Raw genomic sequence first — 25,724 nt, 5'->3', positions numbered from 1 at the left:
AAGAATACTAAATCCAAGTTCGCGACTTCACATACGGTAAGAATGAATACACAACCAGATGATCAGCCTCACTCTGGGAGTACCGATACTGCGATCGCTCAGCAGTTGAGTCAGGCAGTGGCTCGGTATCAACGTTTTTCTAGTTCGTTCAGCCGTACGCTCAACTCGCTCTTTAGTTTTTGTGATTGGCAACTGGTACCGCTAGAGCGAGGGGTGGAGCTAATTATTACTTGCACGAGTAGCAATGTGCGATCGCAGGTGATGAATAGTTTGCTGCCGATCTCGACGCGGTTACAAGGCTTGTTCGGGTGTTCTAAAATTCGGATTTTGGGTGGGGCTTATCCGTTTGAGACGAGTACGGATCAGGTAATTCGCTATCACCATTATTGGAAGCGTTACGATCAGCGCTGAATCTTTGGGTAAGAATCGAGCATTGGGGGCACTCGCCCCCAAACCCCCGCTGAGGGACGGTTGCGTCCCCCAGGCCCCCTCCAAAAAATGATTAACTTTCTTTTTCTAGTCGATCAGCCTACCTTCCTTAATAGGGGAGAAGCTGGGGTTAAGTCCATCATCTTTGCTGGGTGAGGAAGCTAGTTTGAGCTACGATTTTTCGGCTCCGGGTTGGGCTTCTGGGTTGCGGGTGTACCAGTAAGCCCAAGCAATGAGTACGGCCTGGAGGGGAAGTCTGGCCCAGTAGAGAGCTTGGTTTTGCGGAATCCCATCGAGCTTGATGTTGTGCAGGGCCATGTAGATGTTGGCCGGAAACACAGCGATAAACAAAGAAATTAGGCCCCAAGCTGCTGCCACGCTGACGAAGGGAATCAATAAGCCAATCCCACCGAGGATCTCGAAGACGCCACTAATGTAGACGGAGGCAAAGGGAGGAAAGGGTGGGGGGACGATGCGGGCGTATTGCTCTGGTACTAGGAAGTGGCTGATACCAACCATGATCAGACAAACCGCAAAGATGCCCCGAAGGATTTCTTTGCGGCGATCGCGCGATTGCGGGGCAGAGGGCATAGAAACTTTGGGAAACGCTAGTCCCAGGATAGCGATCGCCTGCCGTTGCCGCTTCTACCGAGAGTTAGCTTTTAGCGCCGACCAGAGACCGTGGGAGCAGGCACTTCTACAGGAACAGGTTGAGGAACCACTCGTCGTTTGCGCCCTAAGCCACCGTGCCAATCGTGGAGCAAGGTGTAGAAGCAGGGGATGATAAACAGCGTTAGTACAGTGGCGAGGGATAGGCCAGAAAAAACGACGATGCCGAGCGGTTGTAAAAACTCTGATCCTTCGCCAATGCCTAATGCCAAGGGAAATAAACCTAAAACGGTGGTGATGGTGGTCATCAGGACTGGGCGTAACCGTTGAGGCGCGGCTTTGAGAATCGCGGTTTTGCGATCGCAGCCTTCTCGCTCCAAAATTTGATTGGCGAGTTCCACCATGATGATGGCGTTGTTGACCACAATCCCCACCAACAGCACAGCACCCACAAGGACTGTCGCCCCGATTGCAGTCTTAGTAACAAATAGACCCAGGATGCCACCTGCTAACGCCAAGGGCACGGTCAGCATAATTACCAACGGGTCAATCAGGGAGTTATATTGCACTGCCATCACGACGAAGACGAGAAACGCAGCTAGGCCACCCAAAACCTTGAGTGAATCTTGCAACTGTCGGCTCGACTCAGCAGCAGAGCTAGGCAACACGGTCACTCCCTCAGGCAGCTCGATCTCAGAGAGAACACTATCAACTTGCTCTAGAGCCTCGCCTAAGCTGGCTCCCTCGTTCAAACTGCCAGCAATGATGAACACTTGTCTCTGGTTAATCCGCTGAATTTCACCTGGTGCTTGGCCTTCTTCAATTCGAGCCACATCACCGAGCTGAATCCGGCGGTTGTCCTCGACAAACAAGGGGAGTTGGGCCAACTCAGAAGGTTGACGAATAGAATCTTGATCAAGCTCCACTCGCACATCCACTAAGCGATTGCCTCGCTGAAGTTGGGTGGGCACTGAGCCTTCGATTGCAGTTTGAATAGTGTCACCGATGTCTTGAGTGGTTAAACCCACAGTCGCAAGGCGTTCCCAATCTGGCCGAATCTGTACTTCTGGCTGGCGTTCATCCGCATCGGGTCGAAAACTGGCTAGCGTGACGCGATCGTCTAGGGTTTGCAAGATTTGTCGTCCTGCTTGGCTAAGTTGCTGCGTGTTCACACCTTGCAGCATGACATCAATTTCTGCCCCCCGGACTGGCGAATTGGTCAAGACAATGCCTCGCACTTGACCAGGGCTGAGGCGCAACCGGATGCCTGCTAAGTTCAACTTGTCGAACTCTTTGGTCACTCGCTCAACGTAAGCTTCTACATCGCTTCCCGACTTGAGGGTCACAGTGCTAGTAGCCCGCAAGGGATTAGCATTGGTGCTGTTGCCAAAGAGAGAACCACCGACTGTTGTAAACGCATAATCGGTTTCCGGTTGTTGAGCCAAAATTTGATCCACCCGCTCCATCACCTTCTGGCTCGTTTCTAAGGGGGTACCTGGTGGAAACTGAGCAAATAAGTTGGCTTGTCCGGTGTTGATGCGAGGCAGAATTTCTTGGGGAATTTGACCTGCCATCAGCCAACTACTGCCACCGAGAATCACAACTGTCGCGGCTACGACCCAAAAGCGATGCTGCAAAACGCGAGTTAAGAACCGACCATATCCATAAGTGGCAGCCTCAAACCGCTGATTGAACTGCCGCAGCAGCCAAAACCGATTCACGCCGCTCGACCAGCGCACTGCAAGCAAACGGGAAGTCAAGGCAGGCACAACCGTTACAGCCACCAAAATGGAAGCAGCTACGGCAAAACTAATCGTCAAAATCAGTTCGTTAAACAGTAGCGAAACAAACCCACCAATCAGGAGAAAGGGCAAGACGGCTACCAGGTTGGTGCTAGTGGAGGCAATGAGAGCGGACTCAACCTCACGGCTACTTTGCTCGGATTGGTCAAGCAGTTGTTCTGTGCTTATCGGGGCGCTAGCTGCTTTACCTGGTGTCATGCCTGCGCCCTCGGCAATGGTTTCTAGCATCACAATCGAGTTGTCGACCACGATGCCCACGCCCAGGGCAAGACCACCCAAACTAAAGACGTTGAGCGACAAGCCAAACAACCGCATCAGAATAATGGCGGCTAGAGTTGCTAAAGGAATAGCCAGCACAATGATCAAGGTTTGGCGGAGAGACCCTAGAAATAACAAGACGGCGATCGCGGCCAAACCTGCCCCAATCAACCCGGAACTGGTGACATTAGAAATGGAGTTACGAATAAAGCGCGACTCATCCAAGGTTGGACGGATCTCTAGATCTTCTGGAATTAAGCCAGATTGCTTGAGTTCATCCAACCTTTTTTTGACTCCATCTACAACTGTGATGCTATTAGCATCGGGTTGCTTTTGCACACTGACTTTAACGGCAGGTTGACCATTCAGAGCCACAAACACCCGCTGTTCTTCATTTCCGTCAATGACTTCGGCAAAGTCTCGCAGGTAAACCCGACTTGTGAGAGCAGGGGTGGAGGAGGCTGTAGTGCTGCTGCTCCCAGATGCTGTAGCTCCATTACTGGTGTCTTGGCTAGTGGCTGAGCTGGTTCCTCTGGTCTCAAACGACAGATTGGCAATTTCATTAGCGTCGCGGAATCGGCCTACGGTACGGGTTAGTGGTTCTACACTAGAGCCAAGAATGCGGCCTCCAGCCACATCCACGTTGCGATCGCGCAGAGCATCCAGCACATCGGTCAGTCCTACGCCAGAAGCTTGGAGACGGTTGAGGTCGATGTTAACTCTCACTTCTTCGGCTACACCACCGGAGACATCGACGGAAGCGACTCCAGGGACAACGCCTAACTCACGAGCTAACTCTTCATCCGCAAACACGCGCAAATCCACACTTTCACGGGAAGGCGAAGTCAGCGCAAACTCATACACAGGTAATTGCGAAGGGTCAGCTTTGAAGAGACGTGGTTCTTCAATCGTTTCTGGCAAACGACCCCTAGCCCGGTTAAAAGCAGCAGTAGCATCATTCAAGGCTTGGTCAATATTGCCGCCCGGTTGAAAGAACAGATCTAAACTCACCTGACCTTCGCGAGTTTGGGAATAAACTTGCACCACTCCCTCGGTGGCGGAGAGTGCTTCCTCCAGCGGCTTGGTGACTTCATCTACTGCCACTTCTGGGGAGACTCCCGGGGCATCGACCCGTACCCCAATTCGGGGATAAGTGATGGAGGGTAACAGATCGACTTGCAGCGTCGTCAGAAAGAAAATTCCGACGACAATCACGGCCAGGGTCAGCATTAACGTGCCAATATGCTGTCGAATGGCGATCGCGCTGACGCTAAAGCCCTTGGATTGCGGAGCTTGCATTACCGCTGTCTCCCTTGCGTTTGGTTAGGTTGAGTGGTTTGAGCAGGTTGACTAGGCTGACTAGTTTGGCCAGGTTGAGTTTCGGAGAGAATGCTGAGACGCACCGGAGCACCATCCTTGAGCGGTCGGCCACTGCGAGCCACAAACTGTTCACCCGCCCGCAGCCCAGACAGAATTTCGACTTTGCCGTTGGCTTGCTGGCCTAAGGTAACAGAACGAGCCACCGCCTTCGGTTCCTGCGTATTGCTATCCACCACAAATAAAGTGGCATTGGAGTTACGCTGCTGTCGAGCTTGTGACGATTGCTGAGATTGTTGAGATTGTTGGCCTCGCTCGGATTGAATGGCCGACTCTGGCACCACGACTCGTTGCGATCGCGGTTGCACAAAACTCACCCGTGCAAACATCCCACTACCCACACGACCATTCTCGTTAGGAATCGTGATTTCTACCGGGACATAAAGCGCATTGGCGACGGGCGTAATTCGCGTCACTTCACCGCCAAACACTTGGTTGGGGAACGCATCTAGGCTCACCCGCACCTCTTGTCCCTGGCGAATGGAGCCAAGCTGCTTATCCGCAACGTCGACCATGACCTTGGCACTACTCAAATCGCCTAAGCGCAAAATTTCTGCCCCTGGTTGCACCAAAGTCCCTGGATCGAGCCCCCGGCGCAAAACTACACCTGTCACCGGAGAGCTAAGACTGGCATAAGATTGACGTTCATTCGCTTGAGCCACCACCGCTCGTTGAGCAGCTACGCGCCCCTGAGCAGCCACCACAGCCTGCTGCCTGGTACGGACTTGTTCTTGAGCTGATCGGAGGGCTTGGGCGGCAGTCCGAGCCTCGGTTTGAGCTTGTTCGGCTTGTTGAGCAGCGATCGCCCCCTCTCCCAACAACTGCTGCAAACGCGACGCATCTGATTGAGCTTGTTGCAGTTGGAGCCGCGCTTCTTCTACTTGTGTCCGGGTATCATTCACTTCTGCTTCTGCCTGAGCCACTTCCGACTGGCGAGCGGCTAACTCGGCTTGGGCTTCTGCCACAGCTGTTGTCAATAGAGAAGCATCCAGCTGGGCTAAGGTTTGGCCTGTATCCACGGTATCGCCCGTATCTACCAGGAGATCGAGCAGTTGACCCTCGACTTGGGAGCGCAGAGAGACTTCCCGGAGCGGTTGTGTCGTCCCGGTAAATTCCACACTTTCTTGCAAAGAGCCAGTTGCCGCGATCGCCACATCCACTGGAGTTGGGCCGCCTCGCGCCGCTCCACCATTCTGCTGGCGAGGTGCTTCTGCATCTGCTTTGGAGAAAATTCCGCAACCCGACACAGGTATCAGCAGCAGGAGGAGGAACGCTCGACTAGCCAGCAGTCGGGAAAATCGTTCTGAGGTTGGAGGCTTTACATCAGCAGGCTGTGGCATAAACTAATGAACCGCTCGAACGTCTTTAGCTAGGATTTTAACTTTACTTTACAAATCTTGGTACACTCAATAGGTATATCAATTTGTTATAAATCAAGTCTAGTAATTTTTTACTGAATTAACCCATGCTTGAACTAGCCGCTCTCGGACTGCTGCAACAGCAACCGTTGCATGGATACCGCCTGAAACAGCAGCTAGAACAGTTTATGAGTGGTTGTATCAGTGTCAACTATGGCGCAATTTATCCTTTGCTGAAGCGCTTGGAAGACCGAGGCGAAATTGCCACTCAGATTGAGGAAGCCAGCCAAACAGGGCCAAGCCGGAAGATCTTCCAAATCACCGAGCAGGGGCGCGATCGCTGGAAGCAAGAAATGATGGCTCATCCCCATGAAAGCTGGGTGAATGCGCGATCGCGGTTTTGCATCAAGTTTTTCTTCTTTAGCCACTTGGAGCCAGCCGAGCGCCTGAAGTTAATTGAGCACCGCTTAATGACCTGTCGGTTGCGCTTAGAGAGTCAACAAGCAGGGCCTACCCCTAGCGATTCTTACCAAGCTGTCATCGGGCAACGATTTGAGATGATGTTGCAGTATGAAATTCAATGGTTGGTGATGCAATTGCAACGCGAACAGATGAACAGTTCAGTGCATGAAACCACCGCTCCACCGCTTGATCCAGACGTGTTCACAACTTATAGCCAGTTCTAATCATCCAGCTCAGAACTGGTCAAAATTGGTTACAGAGATGTTGCTTGTCACTGGGCTAGAGGCTGCTTTTGCGTCCTGCTAGGTTGGCAACCACAGCAATCAACTCCGATGGGCTGACGGGTTTAGGCACATGTAGTTGAAAGCCGCATAAGAGAGCCCGCGTTCGATCTTCTTCTCTGGCATAAGCGGTCAACGCTGCCGCAGGAATGTGTCCTCCTTGGTTGGGGGGTAGCGATCGCACCTGATCCATGAGGGTATAGCCATCCGTTTCAGGCATCCCAATGTCACTGACCAAAACATCAAGTTGCTGCTGCTGAATCGTCGCCAAAGCTTCTGTGGCAGATGCCGCCGTGATCACTGTAGCTCCACTTTGCTCTAAGGCGATCGCTAAGAAATCGCGGGTATCGGGTTCGTCATCCACCACCAACACTCTTACCCCTTGCAGATCCAGTCGTGGCTGAAAAGCAAGGCGATCGCTAGGGTGCAGCGGGATGGGGTTTGCAGTCGTGGCCTCTAGAGAGCTTGTTATCAGCGGTAACTTGACCTTAAAAGTGGTTCCTTGCCCTAAACCAGGGCTTTCGGCTTGCACCGTACCGCCATGCAGCTCTACCAAATGTCGCACGATCGCCAGTCCTAGGCCCAAGCCTCCATAAGCACGAGTCGTGGAACTGTCTGCTTGCCGGAAGCGCTCCCAAATATGCGGCAAAAATTCAGGGCCAATCCCCTGCCCTGTATCGCTCACTATGATTTCAGCTTGGGAGTTGACGCGCTGGAGCCGAATTTCTACTCGTCCCCCTTGCGGGGTGAACTTAATGGCATTGGCAAGCAGATTCCAGACAATTTGCTGCAAACGATCGCGATCGCCTGAAATGGGGCCAGTCAGCGGATCAAGCTCGGATCGCAGGTGAATGGCTTTGGCATCAGCCCCAGGGCGAACCGTTTCAATCGCAGCCGCAATCACCGTCGCCAGCTCCACCGGACGCATCTGCAGGCGCAGCTTACCAGTAATGATCCGAGACACATCCAAAATATCTTCGATCAAAGCTGCCAACGAACGGGTATTGCGTTCCACCGTTTCTAAAGCCCGTGCCACCATCGCTTCATCAAACTGGCGCGATCGCAGCAATTGCGTCCAACCCAGCATGGCATTGAGTGGAGTTCTCAGCTCATGAGACAAAGTGGCTAAGAATTCATCTTTGGTGCGGTTGGCGTTTTCGGCTTGGGTGCGTTCTTGTTGGGCGATCGCATAGAGGCGAGCATTATCCACCGCGATCGCCGCACGACGAGCCAAGTCTTCTGCTAGCGCCAGATCTGCCTGGCTGTAATGCCGACCCGACTCAGCGGCAACAAAGATGATGGCTCCTAGAGTCTGCTCACGCGCTACCAAAGGCACAATCATGAGAGACTGAAAGCCAATTTCTCGCATCATCTCTAGATGCCGAGGATCGCGGGCTCCCTGCATCAGCATTGCATCGGTAAGCTCTGGATAGAGCTCGGAATGGCCTGTGCGTAAAACCTTCGCTAGACCAGTCGGAGCATTTATATCTAGCGGATATTCCTGACGAAGTTTATGGCCTAGCTTGACTTTGTCTGGGTCTACATGAGCCACAACCAATTGCTGCACCGAACCATCCGGTTGAATGATATCTACCCCACACCAATCCGCCAAGGTGGGCACCACCAGTTGAGCAACACTGGTTAAAGTAACTTCGTAATCGAGAGAGGAGGCCAGAACAGCACTCGCTTGGGCGAGAAACCGGATGGCATCTTCTGCCCGCTTGCGCTCGGTTAAATCTAAAGCAAAAGTAAGACCGACATTCGGATCGTTTTCGAGACGGGCACCTCCTACTAAGACAGGAATACGGCTACCATCTTTGCGAATAAATTCCTTTTCGTAAGGAGAACAAACGCCACTCAGATGATCTTCTTGAATAGCTCGCTCATCTAAATAGCGATATTCACCAGGGGTCAAAGCATCCCAGCGGAGCTTGCCTGCTAGCAAGTCTTCCTCTGTGTAGCCCAGCATTTGCAGAAAGGCACGGTTGGCTTCTGAAACGGCACCATCACGTTTCGCAAAGAACAAACCAATGATATCCGCCTCAAATAATCGCCTGAAGCGGCTTTCGCTAATTCTAAGAGCAGTTTCTATTTGTTTTTGCTCAGTAATGTCCTCGTGCATCAGTACCACCTCGCGAGGGTGACCTTGCTTGTCCTTAACAGGGTAGATAAAAGCTCTAACCCAACGCTGAGTTTCCTTGCGTCTAGTTGCACCCGGTAGGGTTGCTTCTAGGTCGTACAAGACAGCCGGGATAGGAGTGGCAGTTCCGGCGAACCCTTGCTGAAGATAAGGCATGATGCCTTTTTCAACCAATTGCTGATCCGCCAAAATGTTATAGGCACCTAGTTGCTCTAGCGTGATACCCCAGAGCTTCTCCCAAGCTTGGTTTACTTGAAGCGTGCGGCCATCCGGAGCAAGAATTTGAATGCTCAAAGACGATTGCTCGATCAGGGTTCGGAAGCGCTCTTCACTGTCTCGTAAGGCTTGATCTGACTGATGCAACTCAGCCATCGATCGCTCCGCCACAGACCGAGCTTGCACCTGCGATCGCGTGACCCAAAACAGAATCAAGCTGAGTAAATACCCACCAACGGCAACATAAGACACTAAGTCCTGCCCAGATGCGAGTTCCAATTCGGGCCGCGAGTTAAATACGATGTACCAAGGACGACCTGCAATTTCGATCCTTCTGGCCGTGGTGAATTGGGGATGCTCAGACGAATTACGCTGGGTTTGCTTGTAATCAGAGCGATGGAGTAGGGTTTCAGGGCTGGAAGTCAGGCCGTCATAGAGTTGAAAATCAATGACAGGATATCTTTCCTTGCCAAAAATACCCGCCATCAAATCATCGGCTCGAAACGGGCTATACACAAAGCCTTGCAGTGCTGCTCGTCGTTCTGCGATCGCGCTAGGCATAATGCCATTGCGGTACACAGGTAAATAAATCAAAAAGCCTGCTTGCTTGTTTTGATCTATTTCTTGTACAAGCGTGACTCGGCCAGAAGCGGCAGGAAGTCCAGTATCACGAGCCTGCTCCATCGCTGCCCGTCGCACAGGCTCTGTAAACATGTCAAACCCGATTGCAGCTTGATTCCGCCGATCCAGAGGCTCTAAGTGAATAACGGCGTGGTACTCAGCTCGTTGGGAATCGGGTCGCAGGACAAAGTTCGCCATTCCTTGTTGGCGTAGCTCAGCTATAAAAGCATCCTTGTCAGCTGCGCTCACCCGCGCCGAAAAACCAATGCCTTGAATACCTGAATAGCGCTGTTGAAGTTCTAAGCGTTGCACATAAGCACGAAATTGAGCTTGGTTAAGGCGCTCATTTGCTGCGAACAAACCACTACTAGAGCGGAGAAGGGCGATGTAAGTATCTAGGCGATTTTCAATTGCATCTTCAGTGCGTTGAACCGCATTCTCAAAGCGTAATTGGTCCTTCGCTCGCGTTACAGACGCCACGTAAGCAGTCGCAACCGTCGTTAGCAACAATGCTATCCCCAGAACGAGAGAGGGAGTCCAAGTACGGCGCAGCCGCACAGGTGGCCAAGACAAGCGCAATTTCATGTTCACATTAAGTCAAAGCGCGAAGGGAGGACGGCGATCGCTCCAAGGCTGTAAGGCTTCAATCTGAGACGCCAAAGCAATCAAAGTAGACTCAGCCGCAGGACGACCGACAATTTGCACACCCACAGGCAACCCTCGCGGGTCAAATCCTGCCGGAATGGCGATCGCAGGTTGACCACTGGCATTAAACGGCGGACAAGGAGCCACCCAGTTGGTAATTTTCTGGAAAGTGGTAGCGGGGTCTAAGTCAGCCCATTCTCCCACCCGAATCGTTGAGTGCAGAAAGACAGGCAGCACCAACGCATCGTAGGTATTGAAGAAGGCAACAATGCGACGGGCGATCGTCTGCATCATCCCCACCGCTTGCAGATATTCTCCACAAGAGCCAGACTGCTCTAGCATCCAGCGATTCATCGGTTGCAGATACTCTCCCGGAATTCCAGATGCCGCCACACCCGATCGCCAAACCACGGTAAACGGTTCGACTAAATCCGTGAAATCAGGACAATCCGGTTCGACTTGATGCCCCATGCTTTCCAACAACTTCACTGTATCTAAAACCGCTTGCTGACAAACAGGGTCAGCTTCTCCAATCGGTTGCACAGCAGTCGAAAACGCAATTCGGAGCGGTGGTACAGGTTGCTCAGCCGTAGCTTTGGCTTGCTCTGCTACCTTGAAGAAGGAAGGATTGGGGTCCGAGAGCCAATAAGGATCACCTGTGGTATAACCGGACATCACATCCAAGAGAGCCGCTGCATCCGCGACGGTGCGAGCCAAAGGGCCATTAGTGGCAATCCCACTGAGGCGATCGCCCACAGGTGCCTGAGTAATACGACCTCTAGAAGGTTTGATGCCAACCAAACCACAACAAGCCGCTGGCCCCCGAATCGAGCCGCCGCCATCGGAGCCTTGAGCGATCGCACATAGCCCTGCTGCTACTGCCGCCGCCGCACCGCCACTAGAGCCGCCCGGTGTGTAATCCAAATTCCAAGGATTACGAGCTGGGGGGAATCCTGATGGTTCGGTGTAGGGGAAGGAACCCAACTCAGAAGTCGCCGTTTTGCCCAAGATCACAAAGCCTGCTTGCTTGATCCGTGTCACCACACCGTCTTCATAATTGGCGATATTGTCCTTCATTACCGGAGTGCCAAAGGTACAACGCACCCCCATCACTGCATTCAAATCTTTAATCGAAATCGGCACCCCGAAAAAAGGTGGCAGATCATCAACACTGTGGTTCTGAGCTAAAGTCTCGGTTTTGGCTTTGGCATCTGCGATCGCCTGCTCTGCCATGACAGTGAAATAACTACCAAGCTGAGCATCCAACTGCTGAATCCGCTCTAGATATAGCTCCACCAAGTCCAGCGGTGACACTGTTTTGGCGCGAATCAGTTGCGCTTGCTCAACAACAGGGGTAAAGGCTAACTCAGTTCGATCCATACTTCATTTCCAGCGATCGCGATACTTTACCAAAATAGATGATTCAGAAATCGGCGGAACAGCTTCACCCCTTGAGGCTCCTGGTAATCTTGGGGCAAGAGTTGCAGTAATGCCACTTGTAAGGCATCTATGGCGGCTTGGGCTTCGTGAGGTTTGGGACGATGGGAGGGCGGAAACTGTAGTGGTTCGCCAAACCTGACGGTCAAAGTTTTACGAAAATAGAGGTCTTGGGTGCCAATTAAAGCGACTGGCACAATGGGTACTCCTGCCCGCAACGCATAGATCACGGTTCCCCGTTTTAAGGGTAGACGCAACTGTCCTTCTAGCGTGCCCAATCCCCCCTCCGGAAATAAGATGAGGCCATCCCCATGAGCAAAAATGGCTTGTACCGCCCGATCGATTTGCCGCAACGCCGCGATCGCATTTCCTGCCGGAACATCCCGCTCCAACGCCAACGCCAAATCAGCCAAATCTGGGCGATCGCTCTGAGCCGCTGCAATCACCGCAATTTCCTCTCGCCACCGCCGCTCAACCGGAATCACTCCTCGCGCTTGCTGCAATACCTGCCGCTTCCACCCCTTGTTATACAGCGTTCGAGCATCCGCCAAGATGTGATAGTACGGCTCACCCGGAACTTCCGAGAGCAGCAAGAACGGGTCAATGTGATTGAGATGGTTAGCCGCAAGCAAAGCTGGCCCTTGCGGAATTCGTTCTGCATACTCCACCCGCACTTGAAACAAGCTGTGAATCAGCGATCGCAACACCTGCCGCCGCACCTCACCCGAGACAGGTCGCTCAAACTGACCCTTCGCGATCGCCTCTGTCTCATTCAGCGCTAATTGGATACTGGCTCGAACTGCGCGATCGCGAGCTGCTGCCAGTCCCTCTTGCACCCGCTGCACCACTGCTGGAGTTAACTCAGGTAGGGCTTGCGTGGCTTCCTGGTTATCGTGCGGCAATTTACCCGTCGCATCAGAAGTTGGCTGCTCAGAGGGGGGACTGCTCATGCTCCCAATTTGCCTGAGAATGTCTAGCCAGTATAGGGTAAAAAATTACCCTCACCGGATCACTCCACAATGCTTTAATTTCGCCATTTTTAGAGGCGATCGCTCTCTACCCGAATCTAGTCCCTCACCTCGCGAATGACGCGGCAAGGATTGCCTGCTGCTAGTACTCCCTCTGGAATACTCTTTGTCACTACACTCCCTGCCCCAATGACTGAACCCGCACCAATCTGAACACCCGGAAGGATCAAGGCACCACCGCCAATCCAGACATCTGACCCAATCTCTATGGGCTTAGCCAGTTCTAACCCTGTACGGCGATCGCTTGCGCTGAGAGGATGAGTTGCTGTGTAGATTTGCACCGCAGGCCCAAACATCACGTTGCTACCAATTAAAACTTCGGCAACGTCTAAAACGACGCAGTTGAAATTAAAGAAAACTTTGCTGCCAAGCGTGATGTTGCTGCCATAGTCGCAGAAGAATGGTGGTTCAATCCAAACCTCTTCACTTGTGGTTTTGAATAACTCTTGGATGATGCGGCGACGCTCCTCTGGCTGGTCATCGCGGGAATCATTCAGCATCTTGATTAACAGGCGGGCACGACGGCGTTCATCACAAAGTTGAGGGTCGAGTGGGTCATAAAGCTCGCCGCCCAACATCTTCTCCTTTTCGCTTTTCATCCACCCCTCCTAGGCCAACAGCCAACACTTGTGCGAATCTTAGCCCCGATCTAAGAAGCGATCGCCTTTGTCCTGATTTATAGTTCAGCTAGGTGGATGAAGCGAGAGGAGTACGTTGCCAATGGGCATACTGCAAGCATCTCCTCCCGCCACCTCCTCACAGGGCAAACTACCGATGCATACAAAGTTTCAGACTAAAGGGCTGTTTCGGACTAGAATGCATGGTTCTCAAGGATTTGCCATCTTTGACTTCGCAGCCTATCTCTTCTTAATCGGCTTGCTCGTCATGGCCTTGCCCATTTTTTTACAACCCTCTACTGCCAGTAGTAGCGCCAATTACCGCAGTCGTGCCGTTTTACCACTACGCTTAGAAGTTGGGCGTTGATGCCTAGGAGTAGCAGCGTTGTAGATTTTTTCATTTGCTTCAGCCGACTTGAATAGATCTACCACCGGACGCAGATAATCCACGCCAATTCTGACATTGAAGCGCTGTTGTTCGACAGGTTGTAGTTTCCACCAGCGGGAAACCCGTTTGTCCTTGTCGCCATAACTCAAAGCGTTCCGGGTCTTCTTTCCTTTCAGCAAGAGAAATTAAGAGACCAAAAGCTACTTCTGGAGGGGGTCTGGGGGACGCAGCCGTCCTTCAGCGGGAGTTTGAGGGCAGGTGCCCTCAAGGCTCGGATTTCCTCAAACCATCCCCAAGCTTAGAAATCAGCACTCAACGGCGTACGCGGGAACGGAATCACATCGCGAATATTCGTCATCCCCGTCATAAACTGCACCAACCGCTCAAACCCTAAACCAAAGCCTGCGTGCGGCACCGTTCCATAACGACGCAAATCCAGATACCACCAATAAATTTCCGGGTCTAACCCCTGCGCTTGAATCCGGCGCTCCAAGACATCTAAACGTTCTTCCCGCTGCGAACCGCCAATAATCTCCCCGATTTTGGGCGCGAGAATATCCATTGCCCGCACCGTTTTCTCATCCTCATTCAGGCGCATATAGAACGCCTTAATCTGCGTCGGATAATCCGTTAAGATTACAGGCTTCTTAAACACCTCTTCCGCCAAGTAGCGCTCATGCTCCGACTGCAAATCTAGACCCCATTCCACCGGGTAGTCAAATTTACGATCGCATTTTTCCAAAAGAGCGATCGCATCCGTGTAAGTCAGCCGCTCAAACTGGTTATTGATGATGTTATCCGCCGTCGCCAGCACCGTATCATCAATCCGCTGATTGAAAAACTCCATATCTTCTGGGCAGCGCTCCAGCACCATCTTAAAGATGTGCTTTAGGAACGCCTCTGCCAAATCCATATCGCCTTCTAGGTCACAGAAAGCCATTTCTGGCTCTACCATCCAGAACTCAGCCAAGTGGCGGGAGGTGTTAGAGTTCTCAGCCCGGAACGTCGGCCCAAACGTATAGACATTACTAAACGCCATTGCCATAATTTCGGCTTCAAGCTGTCCACTCACCGTTAGGTAAGCAGGTCTCCCGAAAAAGTCTTGGCTATAATCAATTTCTTTAGCATCCGTGAGCGGCACCTGCTTCAGATTCAGGTTCGTGACCGCAAACATTTCCCCTGCCCCTTCACAGTCACTAGCTGTGATTACAGGGGTATGCACCCACAAAAAGCCGCGTTCTTGGAAGAATTCGTGAATTGCAGCGGCACAAGCATTCCGCACTCGGAACACAGCCCCTAAGGTGTTAGTACGAGGACGCAGGTGGCCAATAGTGCGGAGAAACTCAAACGAATGCCGCTTTTTCTGGAGGGGAAAGCTTTCTGGATCGGCTTCTCCATAGACTGTTGCCGATTGGGCTTGCAGCTCAATTCGCTGTCCCTTGCCTTGAGAAGGAACTAAAACTCCAGAAATCTCTATCGAGGCACCCGTGTTGGCCTGCTTCAGCACTTCCGCATAGTTGGGCAAGTCTTGGTTCAGCACCGCTTGTAAGCTGGCTAGAGAGGAGCCATCGTTGACTTCTACAAAGGCAAAACCCTTCAACTCTCGCTTGGTCCGAACCCAACCTTGAACAGCGATCGCTTCATTGGGCTCACCGCTGCGCAATACTTCTGCAATCCGTCGTGTCGCTATCATCGTTAAACACTAAAATCGGGGGCTAATTCGTACAGGACTTCAAAATCCAGCCTACAACAACGCCCAAACCACCAAAACGCACTGCTTGCCAGAACACATCCTTAAGGCTGTTCCAGGAAAGTAACCGACTTTCTAGCGCCACTTCCAAAGCATCCAACTGCTGCCGAATTTGCTTGAGTTCTGCTTGGAGTTCTTGGCGTATTTCCTGCGATCGCGTCCGTCGCAAGTCACGCTGCACCTGGTCTAAGCGCTGTTGCAGATCGTTTTGACGGGATTGGTCGTCCTGAATTTGAGTGTAACGCTCTTTGAGAGATTGCAGCGATCGCTCTAGTGCTTGTACTTCTTGCTCAAACTCTTGCTCGAAAGTGGTGGAAGATTCATCAGCCTGGGTCAGCTCTGCATCCGGTTCTTGTGGAGAAGGCGATGACGATTCTGGCGGTAGCTTCATGACAACAATAGTAAAGTAGGGTTAGATGCCAACCCAGATCACACGCCTTTAGGACTGTTTATGCCGGATGCAACCTCCAAACCAGCCGCGATCGCTCAAGGTCTCACGGCCCCTCAGACCGCACGTCTGCAAGAATTTAGTACCCTCGAACTGGCCCAAGCGCTAGCTGCTCGCCTGACTTTAACAGACATGGACTGGCATCGGCTAAAGTCTAACCGGAAAGTGCGTGCTAGCGAACAAGCTGCCGCCGCTTTAGTTTTTTTGCTCAAAGATCAACCGGAAGAAGCTTTAGCCCGTTTCCACCAAGCCACTGGATGGCTAGACCGTTCTGTATCAGCGCCTCCGTGCCCGACGCATGGCCATCGCCAAGCCAACGCCTCAGCCAGCTCTGCTCCCGAGATTGAAGCCGCTGAACGCTGAAGCAACTAAAAACAGATTAACCAGAGTATTTTAGCTCTGCTCTACTTCTGCATCTTGACTGGGATCAAGCTTCCGCTCTGGCAGCGTTAATTGAATTGCGTTTAAGCGACGGGGTTCAGTTTCTACAATCGCTGTAACCGCCGCAGTTGGGCCTTTCACAATGACCCCAGATTCAGAAAATGCTTCAGCTACTGGATGGTAGATCAAGGTCAAGAGGCAGGAGCATCCAGCCAACAAAAACAAATCTAGATTTTTCGCACGAAGTAAACAGTTTTGCGATCGTTTCATAGGTTTAACCATATTTTTCAACGAGAATCCTGACACAAGTGACTGAGTTTCAGGAAAACGAGTGCCTGAGCATTCAAAAATAGTAGCCCACGTTACCGCATATGCTACCCAAAACAAGCCTGCCTCAAATAGAGTGCCCCAAACTGGGAGGTTAAATATAAAAGCCTAAATTTACTAGCGAACTAGAGGCAACCTGAAGCGATTGTTAACCTCTTTGCATAGCCTCAGCTCGGTCCCAGCCGCATTCCACTGCACCCGGTCAAACACTTGGTAAAGAATATATAGGCCCCGACCGCATTCTTTTTCGTTTTGAGGTAAGTGTTCCGAACAGCCAGAGCTACAAGAAACAGGCGGTGCAAATCCTGAGCCTTGGTCCGAAATGACCCACCAATACTGGTTTTCTACCACTGAGAAACGAACTAAGACCGTTTTACTGGGGTCTAGCTTGTTGCCATGCTTTGCTGCATTCACCAATGCTTCTTGCAATCCTAAACGAATCTCTGACTGCCACTGGGCTGGAACTTCTGCAAGCAATAAATCCAGAACTGGGTAGAGATAGAGGGTAGAAGCAAAGCTAACAGTGCCCCAATTACGCCCTACAGGCCGAAGTGAAACCGCAATCACTTAAAAAACCCCGTAGTTTTCAGGTGGATAAACAAACCTTAGGTTTGTTAAGCAATCACCCTGAGAATAACCTAGTAACCTTCTGTTGCTCAAGCCTGAGTTAGTTAGTGTCATGCCTTTAAGCACTAGAAGGAAGCTCCCAACCTAACACTATGGTAATTACTGAAAGCTATTGCAGTAGTTACTAATTAGGTCAGGACTGAAACGAGCTAATTTTTTATAGCTTAGTCTACGCTGCCTGAAAGACAACGTGTCTCAGGCCCTTAATTTTTTTAGAATTGTTAACCTACTGTTGTTATTGTACCAAAGTTTCACTTGAAAATATAGCCAGCGGCAGGATTCAAAGCCATGCTAGTGCAGAATCGAATAAAGCCGATGTGCTGTAAGCACACAAAAGCTAGGAGCTAGGAGTATGGCAACTCCTAGCTCCTAAGGAAACTTATAGTGCGGGTTGGATGGGTCGTATTATGAAGCTCGACCTGCTTTGCGGCGACGAGTAGTGAGGAAGGCACCCGCTGCTAAGCCCAAACCTGCCATTGTGGACGGTTCAGGAACTGTAGCGCCAACAATTTTGAAGTCAGGTCCGTTGTAGCTAGATTTAGAAACCAGTTGGACTCCTGCGATCGCTGATGTGCCGACACCTAGATCACTCAGGTTGAGGCCTAAGGAACCAACGTTTTGAGCCTCACCAATTTCTTTTGTGTCAATGCTATAACTAGCATTAACGAAGGTAGAAGAATCAACCTCGAGGAAATTGCCAATCAAAGTACCGGCAGAATTAATAGCTTGAAGTCCGAGCTTGCTGTTCATACCACGCTCCCACAGGAACAGAGTATCAACTGCTTTTTCAAAAAAGAGGTTGATTTTGAAAGAACCTTTGTCTTCTGTATCAATAATATTGTTGAGGTTGAGGTTACCTAAACTTGCAACAATACTATCGTTGGTAGCGCTTTCTTGCTTAGTGCCACTAGCCTTGTCACCAATGTCTGAACTCGCTGCGCCAGAGTTACCTCGTGTGTATGGATCGTTCTGTAGAATTTGAGCTCTGCTTACCAAGCTAAAATCAGTAACTTTTTGGCCATTGAACTTAACTGACGTGAGGATGATGTCCTTAGTGGGTGGGGTACCAGTGAATTGAGTAGTAAATGAGAATGCCTGAGCAGGTGCAGATGAGGCAGCAATAGTTACCGTAGAGGCAGTTACAGCAGCTGCTACTAAAGATTTGCGAAAATTCATGTCAAGTCTCCGTAAGTAATGCGTGACGTTGGCGAGGGCTGCTTTAAATAAAAAGACAACTACTGTCTTTGGAACTCGTGAGAGCGTAGATGGGCAAGCTGGACTCATGAAGTCAGGCTTAGGGAACCCCATACGTAGGCATACATATGTGCATCTGTTGGGGCGGTAGATCCAGGGAGCGGAACGGCCTAGAGCTGAACTGAGAGCTGAGCAATACAACTGGTGTAGAACTCATATCTGTCCAGCTAGGTTGCTGTAGCGATCGCGTAATTCAGACTAGGAATTACACCAAAGTTTCAACTTAATCAGCTATTGAAAACCAAGTGTTAAAACTGCTACCTACCTAAATGGAACTGTCTTGTGCTTAACCCTGCCGTATCTACTCTATACACGGCTAGTGGGAAGTACCACCGTGGGACGCCAATCTTCACGTATTCTTTAATCTAAAAGGTGTTGAGTTGCTGAGGCTTTAATCAGTGCTGTTATTATTTGGTCGTTTGGGTCAGTCCTTACGCCAAAATTTTCTAAGTGTAAATACGTAAGTTCTCTAGTAATTTTTAGAGTCATAATAAAACCCACCCTGTATCTAAGGGGTGGGTCTAGCTAAATACTGTTTTTCTAAAATCCTATCTGGGGCTGCGATCGACAACCTCCCATCATTATTGACTCGTCAAGTCCAAGAATTATTCCCTAAGAGCTAGCCTTTAGGGAAAAGACATGCCAGCTTTGCAGAAAATTTATGACTTCAGGCGGATTGCAAGGCTTCTTGAGCATCCTGAGCTACCTGAGGCACCTCATCCTGAGCCAAAGTTGCTAATGCTGAATTGGCTTCCGTACCACCTAGCCGACCTAAGGCTTGTACCAAGCGATGACGCACTTGCCAATCAGGATGAGACGCATAGGACACTAACAAAGGAATTGCCCGAGGATCACCCAGTTCTCCTAAGGAGCCGATTGCAGCCATTTCTACCAAGTCGTTACCAGAAGTCAGGGCTGTCTCCAAAAGACCGAAAGCACGGGGATCACCGAGTTCTCCGAGGGCCGCGATAATACTGAACTGTACTAACCATTCCGGGGTCTTTTGATAAAGTTCCTGCAAGTCTCCCAGAGCATCCTGTAATTTCAAAGCTCCTAAAGAGTCGGCAGCAGCAGCCTGCACGTCAGGTTCGGGGTCATTGTGTAGGCGATCGCGCAAAATTGTGGCTGTTTGAGCTAAGTCGTGATTTCCTAAAGAAGAAAGCTGGCTGACAGCGGCGTAACGCACTCTGGCACTACTATCCGCTACTGCGGTTTGAATAAGCGGAAAGGCGGTAGCAGGCTCTAATTGGCGGAGTTGATTCACTCCTCGTAGGCGATCGCCGAAGTCCTCTGAGTGCAGTAAGGCTTGCACAGATTCAGGAGTAACAGTCATGTCGATTAATCTCACTTTTGGTATGGAAATGGCAATCTCAACACTAAATGTCTGAGCAGCCAATGTTTTTCAATCGGTTTTGTTAATCCGCCTGAGCAGCCATCGCTCGGACAATGTCACCCCGTGTCAAGACACCAACTACATGGCCATTGGGATCTAAAACGGGTAAGCGATGGATACTCCGCTCATGCATTAAACGGGCTGCGTCTTGCAATAGCTGATCAGGGCTAGTTGTCACCGGATCGCGGCTCATCACTTCTCCAACGGTTTGCCCCAATGCTTTATGCAAATCCCGCTCATAACGGGCTGGGTTTTCTAGATAAATTACGCTATCTAGGATCATGATGTAGGCTGGGGGCGTGGCTCCAGTTTCCTGCCACATCAAGTCGGTTTCCGAGACAACCCCAATCAATTTGTCAGACTGATCGACGACTGGAAGACCGCTGATTCGTCGGGTTGCCAAAATCTGAACCACTTCCTGAAGGGGGGTTTCAGGCTTAACGGTAATGGGATTGCGACTCATGACATCCGCAACAGTTTTGGGCATATTTGAGCAAATGCCTCTCCTAATAGGGCTCTGGCCTCATTCTAGGCAATTCTGGGGATCAACCGAAGGAGTTTTACGGAGATTTATCTTACGAGAATTTTATTCAGGTGGCCGCTCTCTGGTCATGCTGTTCAAATAACCAACCGTTCCTTAGGGACCCACAGGGCTAGGAGATGCCGTCACTCTCGACTGATTTTGCAGCAACTCTAAAGCCGATAATCCCTCCCCCTGGAAGCCGAAGTACCAAAGGGTTGCAGCAGCTTCCGCCCGTGTCACTGATTTCTTAGGTTGAAAGAGCGTGGTGTATCCTAAAGCTCGACGAATATTAGCAAGATCGCCATTTTGAAAATCGGCTAAAACGGCTCGCAGTGCTTTCGGGTCAATTTTTGCTGCATCTTGGAAGCCCCAGGTTTCTTTCACGGCATCCAGGGAGGCTGTGGGCAGAGCTTGCCGAGTATCGAGGGGCAACTTCCACAGCAACATCACTTCTCGGGTTAAGGGTGCATCGGGTCGGAAACTGACTGCAGTAGCATCACCTGACAGCGGGCTAGGAATAATCCCTGCTTCCGCTAGTCCCTGAATCATTTGAAAGTCTGGGTCGCTTTTGGGTACATCCTGAAATACAGGTTTGGCGTTGTTAGAACCCAAGCGAAGCTGCTGTCCAGCGCGATCGCTATAAATTCGGTTATTCGCCGTGACTAACCAACGGACGTACTCGCGGCGGGTGATGATTTTGTTTGGCTCCAAAAGGTTGGAGTTCTTGGCAGTCGTGCTTTTGGCATCGCTGGAGCGGAGGGGTAAAACTCCCAATTGCGCTAAGTCCTTAATATAGGAGCGCAGTTCTTGAGGAGCTTTATTGAGGTCAGTGAAACCTTGAGCATTGGTCGTCACAGGAGCTGGGCTAGCCGTGGCAGTCGTGGCGGCTCCAGTAGGAATAGGCCCGACAAAATCAGGATCACCGGGTTGCGGCCCAGCATTAGCATTCACGGCTTGAGGTGAAACACTGCCTGCTTCGTCAGCGTAGTCAATTGTGAAAACGGTGCTGGTAGCCGAGCTGCTACGAAGGGGAGTAGCGCTGGGTGTAGGGGTTGAGTTTCCTGGGCGATCGCTGGATATCGGTGGCGGGACAGCAGCCGTAGCCCCAATCGTCACGGTCGCCTGCAAACCATTACGACGCGCTACCAAAGTAGCAGGTAAATCTTGAGTCGCTTGGCTTACCAGTTGCCATCCATTGGTTTGAAACTGTTGGAGATAAAAGCTTTGTACCGCATTACTCGGATCGCCGCTCGTCCACTGGGCTTGTCCAGATGCCTTTGGCTGCGTTTCGTCAGTGGTGGAATTTGTCCCAGGATTGGTCGCGGCAGGATTGGCAGGGCTAGGACTAGCAACGGGGACAATGTCCTGCAATTCGGACTCCGGATAAATTGGAATTTCCGCCGGAAAGTCAGCGGGTCGATTGGCATCGGTTGTAGCTTGCCCATCCCTCCCCGACAGCCCCACGTTGCCAGCACCTTCCTGCAACCTAGAGTCGGCAGCTAGAGAGTCCTTGAAAGCATTACCTGTGGGGCTATTGGCGCAAGCCGTCAACACAACGAGCAGTGAGGCAGCCAAGCCAGCCAATACAGCGGGGCATCGATTGGGTAGCACAGCGAACTAAACAGTGAACATCAATCCCTACGCTAGCGCAGATTGGTCCCAACTATAAATTAGCTACCTCAATCCAGATTGACGTGCTGGTCTAGATCCTGAATTTGCGGGTCTGGAAACTGCTGCAAGACTCGCCACAAAACCGTGTAGGTGCCATCGGAGTGACGGATCATGGGCCGAAACGCTAAGAGGTAATCGCTACTAGGCGTTTCTAGTAATAGATCTAGATAGCGGCGATCGCGACGAGACACAGGTTCTCCGCTCATCACAATTTCTGGCATTTGGAATTGCAGCGATCGCACCAAGTAAGTTTGATTCAGGCTAATCGGAGCTTGGCTCATCAACGGTTCGCTCAACGCCAAGTTGCTAACTTTTCCGCTGAAAAAGCGACGGCGATCGGCTTGGATCGTGTCGAGTTGGGTAGGTGGGGTATAGGTGAGGAAAAATTGCCGCAGGTCTGGAGTCAGATCTACTTGGCTAGGTGGCAGGGTAGGTTGCAAGGACTCTAGGGCGACATCTCCGATCGGAGCCATGAAACCGTAATTCAGTCCAGACTGCGCGAGTTGAAAGCGACCATTCTCGATCTCCATCAGAAATCGGGGGGTAAATTGCGCCCCAGACTGTACCAAGGGAGCAAACGGAAAGCGCTCAGCTACTGGGGGTTGCAAACGATTTTGTAAAGCGCTGGGTTGGGGGCGATAAGCTTCCGACAACAAGACACGAGCAATTCCAGTGTTCGGTTGAGCGAGAAACTCAGCATACAGCTGACGTTCTTTGGGATAGAGGCCGTAGGCGTATTGGTCTAGCGCTTCGACTTGTCGAGTCGGGGTAGAGAAGCTCACGGCACTAGGGAAAGCAGTTTGGGTACGAGCCAATAGTTGCTTGATCGACTCCAAAACCGGAGCGGCTTCTGGAGGAGGGGCGATCGCGGGGGGCATAGGCGGCACATAATCAGCGATCGCAGTTTTGGCAGATTGGCCGATTAAGGGTGGCTCCTCAGCGGGCAAGGTAGGAGCAGTCCCATAGCGGTAAGTAGCTGGTTTGCCTAAGTTAGGGCTTTGAGTCGGAGTTCCTGGCAAACTTGGAGCTTGGCGTTCTCCCACCAGGCGCAACGGCTTTACCTCTGCGACCGAAGCCAGCATGTAGAGGCGGCGATCGAGCAGATTACCAAGAGACGCCAATCGCTGAGTCGATTGATGCAAGTTACAGTAAACCATTCCCTGGGACTGGCTGAGACCAGAACCCACGGTAAAAGGTTCTTCGCGATCGCCAACTCGTACCCTGGCAGGCGCACAGAGCAATGTCGGTAGAGGATACTGGTTTTTGAGAAACCGCTCCACCGCAACGGTATGCAAGGTCAACTGTCCTCTGGCGGCTCGCACTTGGTTGGGGTCCGGTTCAGCAACGGCGCGTTCGATGCGGTTGACTAGCAGAATCTGTTCCTGCACAAGTTGCTGGGCTCGGGGCCAAAACCCTTGGGCGCGAATCACCTCGGTCGGAATAGCATCAGTCTGCGCCACCGCCGGATGATGGATCAGCAAGCTCAACAGTGAAGGCCCCAACAGCAATAAGGAAAGATGGCGCATGTCAACTAACTTGGGTGTTTAGACGCGAACAAACCCTCTCTGAGTTCAGGTTGCCCGCTTGATTAAAAAAACTTAAACCTCTAGCGGCGATCGCGGCTAAAAATCATTCTCTCGATAGATCGAAGTGCTTGAGACCAAGCGACAACTGACATCTACTGATTGATGCCAATTTACTACTAAACCAGCCACGCTTAATTGAAAAACGAAATTTATCAGAACCTTGGGTCTGATAACCGTGATATAGGCGATCGCTCTCTTTAAGTTGTTGGTAGTCCTCGGCAACTGTTAAGGTAACTCAACTACCGTCAGTTGATAGCAATAGTTAGACATCGCGTGCGGTCTAACTTCCAATCGCTGCTGCTGACGGTTTAGAGTCAGTTCCTTTGCAGTAAAGCTACTCCAAGCCTCCAGACCTTCTCGCTGCCAAGAGAATTCGAAGTCTTGAAATTGATTCCTTTAATCTCATTTAACTATTTAGTTGTTTTGTGATGAAATATTGACTTCTGTGAAGCTTATTCGTGTTTTTGCGGCCTTTTTAGCGGAGCCCCAAGTCCTTATAGTTTGCCGTTCAGCGTTTTGACGTTCCATCCAATGACTGTTAGACCTGCCGTCTTGGCCCTGGCCAAAGCTTCTTGTGAGGTTTCTCCTTCCAATAGCTCACATTCAACAAAGTCTGGTGCTTCGTAGAACTGATAACCCAAGGGCAAGTGAGACGGAAGTTGAGAACAGGTAAGCACTATTTTTTTGGCCATCTTTACGCATAAATAATTTACAGATAGAGTTTCTAGGTTAAAAATTCTGTAAAGGTGAAAAAACCGCCAAAGCGCTTGTCTTTATCTGCAACCTAAGCAGATAAGTCAATCCCCTAAAGATAGATTTACTTCTAGATATGTCTTCTGGAGCCTGTAGAGTATCAAGTTTGTAATGCAACCTGGCTCAGAGCGGTAGCCAACTGCTGCAAATGAGCTGAGGTGTGAGTAGCCATCACTGTGACCCGAATCCGGCTAGTCGGGACAGTCGGGGGGCGAATGGCCGAAGCAAAAATTCCCGCTTGTTTGAGTTGGTGGCCTGCGCGAAGCACCGTGGCAGCATCTGGCGCTTGAAAACAAAGAATCGGGGAGGCAGACGGTAGAGGCTTGAGAAGTGAAGCTGCGATCGCCTTCCCTAAACTCTCCCGAATTAATTGATCTAGATCAGTGACATTCTGCCAAAGCTGAGCCCGTCGTTCTGGTTCTTGTTGGACGATCGCGATCGCGGCTAAGGCAGCGGCAGTATCCGCCGGAGAAAGTCCTGTGGTGTAAATCCAACTGGGAGAGCGGTTCCGCAAGAAATCAATCAAAGTAGCAGAGCCAGCCACATAGCCGCCCAGGCTACCCAAAGCTTTGCTCAGAGTGCCAACTTGAATCAAAGGTTGCCCAGTACAGCCAAACTGCTCCACACACCCTGCTCCTGTTGCTCCCATTACGCCCGTCGCATGGGCTTCATCTACCAACAACATCGCCTCAAACTCGGTAGCGATCGCGATCAGTTCTGGCAGGGGACAGAGATCACCATCCATGCTAAAGACGCTATCCGTCAAAATCAAACAGCGACGGTGGCGATCTCGCTGCTGAGTAAGCTTGGCTCTCAAATCAGCCACATCACAGTGAGCATAGTCTGTCACCGTGGCTCCGCTGAGAATAGCTCCATTCTTGAGGCTGGAGTGGTTATATTGATCCGACAAAATCAAATCGCGCTTGCCCACTAAAGCTGCGATCGCGCCCAAGTTCGCTAAATAGCCAGAACTAAACACCAAAGCATCTTCAGTTTGCTTGAGAGCCGCGATCGCCAACTCCAACTGCCGATGTAGCTCCCGGTGCCCAGTAATGAGCCTTGATCCGGTACTCCCCGTACCCAACTCTTGGGTCGCCGCGATCGCAGCTTGAATCAGGCGATCGTCACTGGCTAGCCCCAAGTAATCGTTGCTGGCAAAGTTGAGCACTTCTCGTCCTGCCAAACAAACTACAGGCCCTGCTTGGCTCTCAATCGTTTGCACCGAACGGTACCAATCCGCTCGATGAATTGTCTTTAGAGATTGCTCCAACCAGGCGTAGGGGTCCGTAGCCATGCTTGCTTATAGAGATTAAATACGGCTTAAGATACTTACCACAGGACTT

At 51.1% G+C, this 25,724-nt stretch carries 21 protein-coding genes and 1 pseudogene; 3 read left to right on the top strand and 19 right to left on the bottom strand.

Annotated features, from left to right (window positions below):
• Window positions 1-42 precede the first annotated feature (42 nt).
• Complete coding sequence (locus tag KME12_00715) at window positions 43-411, top strand: hypothetical protein (protein MBW4486288.1); 369 nt, start codon at window positions 43-45, stop codon at window positions 409-411.
• Between the two features lie 189 nt (window positions 412-600).
• Here KME12_00715 and KME12_00710 read toward each other — a convergent pair whose 3' ends face one another.
• The 3 genes from KME12_00710 to KME12_00700 form a co-directional block, all read right to left on the bottom strand.
• Window positions 601-1,020, bottom strand: a complete 420-nt coding sequence (locus KME12_00710) for a DoxX family protein (protein MBW4486287.1) — start codon at window positions 1,018-1,020, stop codon at window positions 601-603.
• A 71-nt stretch (window positions 1,021-1,091) separates the two neighbouring features.
• On the bottom strand, window positions 1,092-4,397 hold the full coding sequence (locus tag KME12_00705; protein ID MBW4486286.1) for an efflux RND transporter permease subunit: 3,306 nt from the start codon (window positions 4,395-4,397) through the stop codon (window positions 1,092-1,094).
• Window positions 4,397-5,815 (bottom strand): efflux RND transporter periplasmic adaptor subunit, encoded by a 1,419-nt coding sequence (locus KME12_00700; protein ID MBW4486285.1) that lies wholly within the window; start codon window positions 5,813-5,815, stop codon window positions 4,397-4,399. Before KME12_00700 ends, KME12_00705 begins: the two co-directional genes overlap by 1 nt.
• A gap of 125 nt (window positions 5,816-5,940) precedes the next feature.
• Here KME12_00700 and KME12_00695 point away from each other — a divergent pair, with 125 nt between their 5' ends.
• Window positions 5,941-6,519: a PadR family transcriptional regulator gene (locus KME12_00695; protein MBW4486284.1), complete on the top strand. Its 579-nt coding sequence runs from the start codon at window positions 5,941-5,943 to the stop codon at window positions 6,517-6,519.
• 55 nt (window positions 6,520-6,574) lie between these two features.
• On the opposite strand, the gene KME12_00690 is transcribed toward KME12_00695, so the two are convergent.
• The 7 genes and pseudogenes from KME12_00690 to KME12_00660 form a co-directional block, all read right to left on the bottom strand.
• Window positions 6,575-10,138, bottom strand: a complete 3,564-nt coding sequence (locus KME12_00690) for a CHASE domain-containing protein (GenBank protein MBW4486283.1) — start codon at window positions 10,136-10,138, stop codon at window positions 6,575-6,577.
• A gap of 12 nt (window positions 10,139-10,150) precedes the next feature.
• Complete coding sequence (locus tag KME12_00685; GenBank protein MBW4486282.1) at window positions 10,151-11,578, bottom strand: amidase; 1,428 nt, start codon at window positions 11,576-11,578, stop codon at window positions 10,151-10,153.
• 26 nt (window positions 11,579-11,604) lie between these two features.
• Entirely contained in the window at window positions 11,605-12,585 is a 981-nt protein-coding gene (locus tag KME12_00680) for a 1-acyl-sn-glycerol-3-phosphate acyltransferase (GenBank protein MBW4486281.1), read from the bottom strand.
• A 116-nt stretch (window positions 12,586-12,701) separates the two neighbouring features.
• Window positions 12,702-13,262, bottom strand: coding sequence for a sugar O-acetyltransferase (locus tag KME12_00675; GenBank protein ID MBW4486280.1), 561 nt, complete (start codon window positions 13,260-13,262; stop codon window positions 12,702-12,704).
• Window positions 13,263-13,598: 336 nt separating this feature from the next.
• Window positions 13,599-13,778: pseudogene (locus tag KME12_00670) on the bottom strand (cryptochrome DASH).
• A gap of 188 nt (window positions 13,779-13,966) precedes the next feature.
• Window positions 13,967-15,361 (bottom strand): asparagine--tRNA ligase, encoded by a 1,395-nt coding sequence (gene asnS, locus KME12_00665; protein MBW4486279.1) that lies wholly within the window; start codon window positions 15,359-15,361, stop codon window positions 13,967-13,969.
• A gap of 22 nt (window positions 15,362-15,383) precedes the next feature.
• Window positions 15,384-15,809: a hypothetical protein gene (locus KME12_00660; GenBank protein MBW4486278.1), complete on the bottom strand. Its 426-nt coding sequence runs from the start codon at window positions 15,807-15,809 to the stop codon at window positions 15,384-15,386.
• Between the two features lie 90 nt (window positions 15,810-15,899).
• On the opposite strand from KME12_00660, the gene KME12_00655 reads away from it, so the two are divergent.
• Window positions 15,900-16,229 carry a hypothetical protein gene (locus tag KME12_00655; protein MBW4486277.1) on the top strand — a complete coding sequence of 110 codons (330 nt, stop codon included), beginning with the start codon at window positions 15,900-15,902 and terminating at the stop codon, window positions 16,227-16,229.
• Window positions 16,230-16,259: 30 nt separating this feature from the next.
• On the opposite strand, the gene KME12_00650 is transcribed toward KME12_00655, so the two are convergent.
• From KME12_00650 to bioF, 9 genes are all read right to left on the bottom strand, one after another.
• On the bottom strand, window positions 16,260-16,517 hold the full coding sequence (locus KME12_00650) for a hypothetical protein (GenBank protein MBW4486276.1): 258 nt from the start codon (window positions 16,515-16,517) through the stop codon (window positions 16,260-16,262).
• A 174-nt stretch (window positions 16,518-16,691) separates the two neighbouring features.
• Window positions 16,692-17,141, bottom strand: coding sequence for an anti-sigma regulatory factor (locus KME12_00645; protein MBW4486275.1), 450 nt, complete (start codon window positions 17,139-17,141; stop codon window positions 16,692-16,694).
• A gap of 465 nt (window positions 17,142-17,606) precedes the next feature.
• Window positions 17,607-18,377: a PEP-CTERM sorting domain-containing protein gene (locus KME12_00640; GenBank protein MBW4486274.1), complete on the bottom strand. Its 771-nt coding sequence runs from the start codon at window positions 18,375-18,377 to the stop codon at window positions 17,607-17,609.
• Between the two features lie 745 nt (window positions 18,378-19,122).
• Window positions 19,123-19,788, bottom strand: coding sequence for a HEAT repeat domain-containing protein (locus tag KME12_00635; GenBank protein ID MBW4486273.1), 666 nt, complete (start codon window positions 19,786-19,788; stop codon window positions 19,123-19,125).
• 82 nt (window positions 19,789-19,870) lie between these two features.
• The gene (locus KME12_00630; GenBank protein MBW4486272.1) at window positions 19,871-20,335 is read right to left on the bottom strand and encodes a CBS domain-containing protein; all 465 of its coding nucleotides are present in this window, start codon (window positions 20,333-20,335) and stop codon (window positions 19,871-19,873) included.
• Between the two features lie 150 nt (window positions 20,336-20,485).
• Window positions 20,486-21,955, bottom strand: a complete 1,470-nt coding sequence (locus KME12_00625; protein MBW4486271.1) for an S-layer homology domain-containing protein — start codon at window positions 21,953-21,955, stop codon at window positions 20,486-20,488.
• 95 nt (window positions 21,956-22,050) lie between these two features.
• Window positions 22,051-23,568 carry a hypothetical protein gene (locus KME12_00620; GenBank protein MBW4486270.1) on the bottom strand — a complete coding sequence of 506 codons (1,518 nt, stop codon included), beginning with the start codon at window positions 23,566-23,568 and terminating at the stop codon, window positions 22,051-22,053.
• Between the two features lie 554 nt (window positions 23,569-24,122).
• Window positions 24,123-24,320 (bottom strand): hypothetical protein, encoded by a 198-nt coding sequence (locus KME12_00615; protein MBW4486269.1) that lies wholly within the window; start codon window positions 24,318-24,320, stop codon window positions 24,123-24,125.
• Window positions 24,321-24,481: 161 nt separating this feature from the next.
• The gene (bioF, locus tag KME12_00610) at window positions 24,482-25,675 is read right to left on the bottom strand and encodes an 8-amino-7-oxononanoate synthase (protein ID MBW4486268.1); all 1,194 of its coding nucleotides are present in this window, start codon (window positions 25,673-25,675) and stop codon (window positions 24,482-24,484) included.
• Between the last annotated feature and the right edge of the window lie 49 nt (window positions 25,676-25,724).

The sequence above is a fragment of the Trichocoleus desertorum ATA4-8-CV12 genome (assembly GCA_019358975.1).
Classification (GTDB): Bacteria; Cyanobacteriota; Cyanobacteriia; order FACHB-46; family FACHB-46; genus Trichocoleus; species Trichocoleus desertorum_A.
Note: the sequence above shows the minus strand (reverse complement) of the source record. Positions and strands in the feature narration are given on the sequence as shown.